Below are 6,720 nucleotides of genomic sequence, written 5' to 3'. Positions count from 1 at the left end.
CAGGGAAAAACCCATACTGATGCCCAATGCTAAAATTTTCTGATCCTGTATAGCCGAAATTAAAGTCTACAAAATATTTATTACTCAGGTTATAGGCCACTCGGCCTGCAATTCCTTGATTCTTCTTTGGTATGCCATTTTTAATATCGGTCCCTAAGTTTTGGGTAAATGTATAGGCCTCTTGCGTGTACTTCACATCGATGCCAATATGATTATTATTTATCGAATGATTGTAATTCATCATAGCAATAAGGAATTCTCTACGGCTACCATCGGAGCTACTTGCCTGCGTCAGTTGACTTGGGTCAGAGATATGGGTAAAAACCAGATTTCCATCCGCATCTCTATAACGTTCTGCCTTCCACTGTTCTGGCCATTTATGCCTTTCAATGGTACTGGAGTTATAAGTGTCGTAACCAAAACTTCCTTCAAATTGTAATCCTTTTGCTAAAAAATTCAGGTCTTGATCTAAAGTAAGGTTTGTTTGTATATTGTTATTCCAGACTTCATTAAAGCCTGTCTGAGTTGCTGCTACCCATGGGTTCGTTTGGTTGCCTGTGCCTACTGCCGGAACGTATCCATTAGAATACATGATGGGCGTACGAATCGGGGTATAACCAAATAGCTCTCCCCAAACATCGTTATCTCCCAAACCGGGGCTGTTTCTCTTTGCTAGGGAGCCAGAAACGCCTAATTTCAATACGGTCGTTCTAGTTACATTCACATCGGTATTGAGTCTATACGTCCACAATTTATAATCTGCGTTCGTATTATAATCCTTCTTTAACGCTTCATCTGTTTTATACATACCCTTCTCGTCCAAATAACTACCTGAGACAAAGTAGCGGGCTGTAGTACCACCTCCACTCAAATTAAGATTCGCATGGGAGGTCATAGCTCCATCTTTTAAAAGTTTTTTAGACCAATCCACATTGGGGTACAAATCAGGATCTAGCCCTAAGCGTAATATTTCTAGCTCAACAGGGCTATATATAGGTGCATGGTCTCGTGTTATTTGCGCTTCATTAATTAAATGGGCATAAGTGTTTCCATCCACAAATTTAGGCGTAATGGTACGCGTATTATAAGAGGATTCCGCTTTGGCATTTATATTGGTTTTGCCAATTGTCCCATGTTTTGTGGTTATCAATACGACGCCATTTGCCCCTTTGGATCCATACATAGCCGTTGCGGAGGCATCTTTGAGTATAGAAATTGACTTAATATCATCAATATTGACTTCATTAATATCTCTTTCAAATCCATCCACCATCACCAGAGCACCGTTACTGGCACCGAAAGTGGATATGCCTCGTATCCAAAAGTTAGAGATATCTTTTCCGGGCTGTCCGGAAGTCTGCATAGCCATAATTCCCGGCACATTACCTGCCAACGAATTTACAATACTGGCCGCTGGGGCAGATTTCCCAATTTGGTCCATATCTACCGAAGTAATAGCTCCGGTAACGGTAAGTCTTTTTTGAGGACCGATCGCAGTAACGACTACCTCATCCAGCGCTTTAATATTTGACTTTTTCATAACTACATTCACCGTGGTGTCTCTATCTTTTATCAACAGTTCCACAGTGTCATAACCAATATAGGAGAACAATAGCTTATGATATACCTCCATCTTTACGGAGAACAAACCTTCCTTTGTTGAAAAAGTACCCAATCCGGCCGAATTAATTACCGAGATACTCACCCCCGTTAGAGGCTCAGAGGTTTCTGCATCGCTTATTTTACCATTAATGGTTAGTCGATTTTGAGCAGATGCGGTCATCACAGTAAAAAGTAATAAGAAAAAAGTAAAAGCTTTCCTCATTAACGATTTCTTCATAGCAATAATATTTTAGTTTTCTAATGAAATTTTCCGGATACAATGATTCTCACAATCACCGACATAAAACACATGGCTTGTTGAGTCATAGGCCAAACCTTTAGGTTGGTTAAATCTAGCCTCCGTACGAAGCCCCCCATCAATATAACCATAAGGATTGGGGTCAATACTAGAACTGCCTCTTCCGGCAAAAGTGGTAACTTTTCCTTCGGGTGTTAGGATACGAATATCATGGTTGCCTTGCTCTGTGAAATAAAAATCGTAGGGGTCCTTTTTATCTCCATAGTCAGGATTTTTGACGAATACACCTTGATAGGGGTTATTTAATCTGGCTTGTGTGCCAACACCATCCACCCAACCTGACGTACGAGGCTGCCCACAAACCACATAGGGCTGTAGAAAGGTTTTACTATTCCAGTCATAATCAGTTCTTAATATATAATGCTGATTAATAACTACGATATAGGCGTAGTCTCCGGTCGGAGCCATGTCTATTTGAAACTCCCAGCTATTATCCTGAATCTTAAACAGCTCCTGATAATCTTTAATACCAATGTTATTAGCAAAATAATCGGCTAAATCAAATCGGAAAAATTGCCCCTTTTCGTAGCTGTTAAAATAAAGCTCCCCAGTTACAGGATGCACATAGGCCCCATTGCATTGCTTATAAGAGGTCAGGACCTTGGGGTCCTTAAAACCACTTGCCCGGGATAATATGGAGGTACTTATGCCATTCACATCCCCCTGATCATTGGCAATAATCATATAATTTTTGTCGAGTGTAAAGGTGATGGATCTGATACGGCTCCAATTACCCATGCCTCTTGTAATGGGCGTAGTCACCACACTGTCTTTAAAATTTAACAGTCTCACGTCGCCTCCGTCTTGACCCATGTATAATAGATCCGGGTTTGCTGGGTCGAAAATGAGACAAGTAGGATTTAAAAAGCCTCCGCAATCGGCAAAAGTGCCATCCTTTATATCATAATTACCTCTTGCGTCTTTTTTACCTGCCAGCGTAGTCACTACCATCCTTCTCTGATAATTAAAAGTATCATTTGCCATGGCCATCTGCTGAGTGGCATTCATTCCCACATTCACTTCAATCTCACCTGCGTAAGATCTGTCTGGAACAATACAGTATATTCCATCATCATGCACTGTAATGACCGTCGCTTGCTTGCCCCCTATTTTGACAGAAACGATGGATTTATCATCCCCGAAATTTTTCCCATAAATGACAAGCTGCTGCCCGCCACCGCCTGTTTTCGGGAAAAAATCTGTTACAACCACGGCTTCTGCAGGATTGTAAGCTTTAGAATCGGTAGTTGCAGAATCCTTTTTGCAACTAGTAATACCGACGCTCAGTAAGAGCAATAAAATACACAGATTTAATATCTGCATTTTTTTTATACAATTCATAGTTTAACCTTAAAAATGTACAATGATTAATTTTCTATTCACCAATAGTTTGGTTTTTATCACAGAACAATAATGAATGATATTCCTATAATGATTATTTGTTACTGTAATATTTTTAACAAAATTGAAGGTTTTAAAAACTAACAATTAGGCATTATCGTTCAAAAATTAGCAGATTTGATTCATTAATTAACTTTTTTAAAACATTTGCCGTTAACTTTACTGTTAATATTTTACCAAACATTAGCCGTTATTTATTTAATATCAATATGTGTTTACGAAACAGACTGCTTTTCCGATTTTTAATATGTATTGCCTTAACAGGTTTTACAGCTTATACGCAATCGACTGTTGCGCAGTCTGAGAATTTTCGCCATTACGAGGTCGAGGCCGGGTTGTCTAATAATTCAGTAATTTGTTCGCTTCAAGACTATCAGGGCTTTCTTTGGTTTGGAACCTCAGATGGACTGGACCGTTTTGACGGGAATGTATTCAAAATTTTTAGGCCGAATGCGCGCATTCCTTTTTCGATAGGTAGTCAGGCCATCACCTGCTTATTTCAAGATAAGCTGAATCGACTTTGGATTGGGACTGCAAAAGGGCTTTATCTTTATGATGCACACTATGAACGCTTTATAGCCCTTCCTTTTACAAAAGGGAAATATATACGCACAGTACATGACGATGCAAAGGGAAGGTTGTGGTTTGCAGATGCAAACCATTTATATTGGATTCAGTTTGCCCAGCTCTTTTTCCCTTTAGGCAATGATGTTATGCTGAACTACTTTCCGGATAAAGCAGTACACCAGGTTAACTTAAAGACTGCCTATAACGTTACCTGTTTTACAGAAACAAGCAATAAAGATTTATGGATGGGTACAGAACAAGGAACCTTATTGGTTTCTCATACCCAAACAGGTAAATTTGAAGTATGGAACCCGCCACTTAAAAAAAATATAGCAATTGAAACAATTGCCGCTACGCCAAGCAACTTATTGCTCATTGGCAGTGCCAATGCCGGATTGTTGTGCGCAAATATAAAATCGAAAACTATTACCGGAAACTTCTTAATAAACCAGCAAAAAGGAAACGAAATCTTTGTTAGGAACATATTGCATTATCAAGATAACGAATATTGGATTGCAACCGAAGAAGGATTGTTTACAATTACGCTTGATGATTCTTTGCACCAAAGAATAAAGATCTCATCGCATTTGCAAAAAAATTACAATAACCCATTTTCATTATCAGATAACGCTCTTTATACTTTATGCAAAGACAGTGAAGGGGGTGTATGGATAGGGAGCTATTTTGGCGGTATCAATTATCTGCCAAGCCAGCCATTTAAATTTGAAAAATTTTTCCCGCAGTCGAAACGTCTTTCATTTACAGGAAATGTAGTCAGAGAAATCGTCCGGGATTCTGCAGCTAATTTTTGGATTGGCACAGAAGATTCAGGAATTAACAAAATCAATTTTCAAACCGGAAAATCTTCCCATATCTTAATCAGGGAGGGTACCGCAGCCAGCCATTCAAATGTTCACGGCATGTTGGCAGATGGTTCAGAAATTTATGCCGGCACTTTTAATCACGGAATAGATGTCTTAAGCCTTTCAGGTAAATTATTGCATAATTACCAAGCCGGACCCGGAAATAATCAATTAAAAAGCAATTTTATTAATGCAATTTGGAAAACGAAATCAGGAAAAATACTCGTATGTACTTCTCTGGGGCTATATTATTTTTACCCTAAGTCCGGGAAATTTGTCAATATAAAAAAATTACCCCTAGATGAATTTTATTCTGCTATTACGGAAGATCACCTGGGAAATATTTGGATTGGAACCCATACCAAAGGCGTATTTTATTATGAGCAAGGAAATTGGCAGCACTTAGCTATTTTTAAAAGTTCAGACAGCAACAATAATCTTTTGCTTGATACACGTATCCTCTATTTAAAAGAAGATAAAATTGGCCGGATGTGGATTGCAACCGAAAATGGATTATTCCGAGTAACAAATAAACGTACAGTCAGGATTTTTAACAGTGACAATGGACTCCCCAGCAATATAATTTATGCTTTAATGCCCGATAGCCTGAACAACATGTGGCTTTCGACCTCCAAAGGACTTGTAAGAATTGCCTCATTAAACGACGACATTCAAGTATACGATAAAAGTGATGGCATCTTAAGTAATCAATTCAATTATCAATCGGTTTATCAGGACGACAAAGGGCTAATGTACTTTGGCAGCTTAAAAGGCCTTATTCGCTTCGACCCATATCAAGCACATCCGGTACATTACGTGCCCCCGCTGTACTTTACCGATTTACACATTTATAATCAGCAAATGCCCACAGGGTCATCGAACTTACAGCAGAACAAGTCTTTATTATTTACAAAACAGATAATATTAAACCACTCCCAATCTACTTTTAGCTTAAATTTTGCCGCGTTGAGTTACAGCGCACCTACACACTTAAGGTTCGCCTATAAAATTGATGAAGTACAACCAAACTGGACATTCATCCAAAGTAAAACTCCTGGCCTTTATTTTACCAATTTAGCACCCGGCAACTATACATTACGTATTCGTTCTACCAACAGCGCCGGTAATTGGGTCGATAATGAAAAAACATTGTCCGTCAAAATTTTACCGCCATTCTGGAAGTCAGAATTGGCTTATTTAATGTATGCGATTATTTTTTCTATACTCATCTGTATGGCTATCTTTATATACACCCGTTACCATTCTAATAAAAATCAACGGGAAGTGGCTTTATATAAATTACAACACGAGAAGAAATTATACCAATCTAAAATTGACTTTTTTACACATGTGGCGCATGAAATACGCACGCCCCTTACCTTAATCAAAGGGCCCGTAGATAAAATCCTTGAGCACAAAAAACACTTCCCGCATCTGGAAAACTATCTTGACCTAATGGAACGTAAAACAAAACGACTGCTCCTACTTACCCAAGATTTACTTGACTTTAGGAAAATCGAAACAGACATGATTAAGCTCGAGTTAAAACAACTGGAAATACGCCAGTGGTTGACTTCTTTCATAGAACCTTACCAGTTGATAGCAGAACAGAAGTATATTAATTTTATCTACCAAAAGCCAACAGAAAATATTTTTGTAGCAGTGGATGAAACAGCATTTTCCAAAATAATCTATAATTTATTAGACAATGCATTAAACTACACAGACTGTCATTCAGACAGTCTAATCTTTCTATCATCTTTCGTCACGAGAAGGATTGCCTACATGGACCGACAGAATCTCATAAAAAAATATTTGAACCTTTTTTCCGATGGGATAAAAAAGGACAGATTAAAGGTTCCGGCATCGGACTATCCGTTTCTCACTCGCTTACCGAAATGCACGGCGGCGCCTTGACCTATTCAATCACAGAAGAAAAGTATAATTGTTTTGAATTCATATTACCAT

3 protein-coding genes and 1 pseudogene are annotated in these 6,720 nt (G+C 38.5%); 2 read left to right on the top strand and 2 right to left on the bottom strand.

All coding sequences use genetic code 11. From position 1 onward, the window contains the following. Positions 1-1,840, bottom strand: a 1,840-nt coding sequence (locus ACQR30_RS15480) for a SusC/RagA family TonB-linked outer membrane protein (protein ID WP_429736660.1), incomplete at its 3' end; no start/stop codon positions are given. 12 nt (positions 1,841-1,852) lie between these two features. Next, positions 1,853-3,244, bottom strand: a complete 1,392-nt coding sequence (locus ACQR30_RS15475; RefSeq protein ID WP_429736659.1) for an IPT/TIG domain-containing protein — start codon at positions 3,242-3,244, stop codon at positions 1,853-1,855. A 287-nt stretch (positions 3,245-3,531) separates the two neighbouring features. Here ACQR30_RS15475 and ACQR30_RS15470 point away from each other — a divergent pair. Both ACQR30_RS15470 and ACQR30_RS15465 read left to right on the top strand, forming a co-directional pair. Beyond that, a pseudogene (locus ACQR30_RS15470) lies at positions 3,532-6,264 on the top strand (ligand-binding sensor domain-containing protein); the annotation flags it as partial. Positions 6,265-6,452: 188 nt separating this feature from the next. Next, on the top strand, positions 6,453-6,720 hold a 268-nt coding region (locus tag ACQR30_RS15465), incomplete at its 3' end, for a sensor histidine kinase (RefSeq protein ID WP_429736661.1).

The organism is Arachidicoccus sp., from assembly GCF_050436765.1.
Classification (GTDB): Bacteria; Bacteroidota; Bacteroidia; order Chitinophagales; family Chitinophagaceae; genus Arachidicoccus.
Note: the sequence above shows the minus strand (reverse complement) of the source record. Positions and strands in the feature narration are given on the sequence as shown.

What these genes read in the sequence shown, in the direction of transcription:
- ACQR30_RS15475 (WP_429736659.1), bottom strand. Translation starts at nt 3,244, where the DNA reads ATGCAGATATTAAATCTGTGTATTTTATTGCTCTTACTGAGCGTCGGT.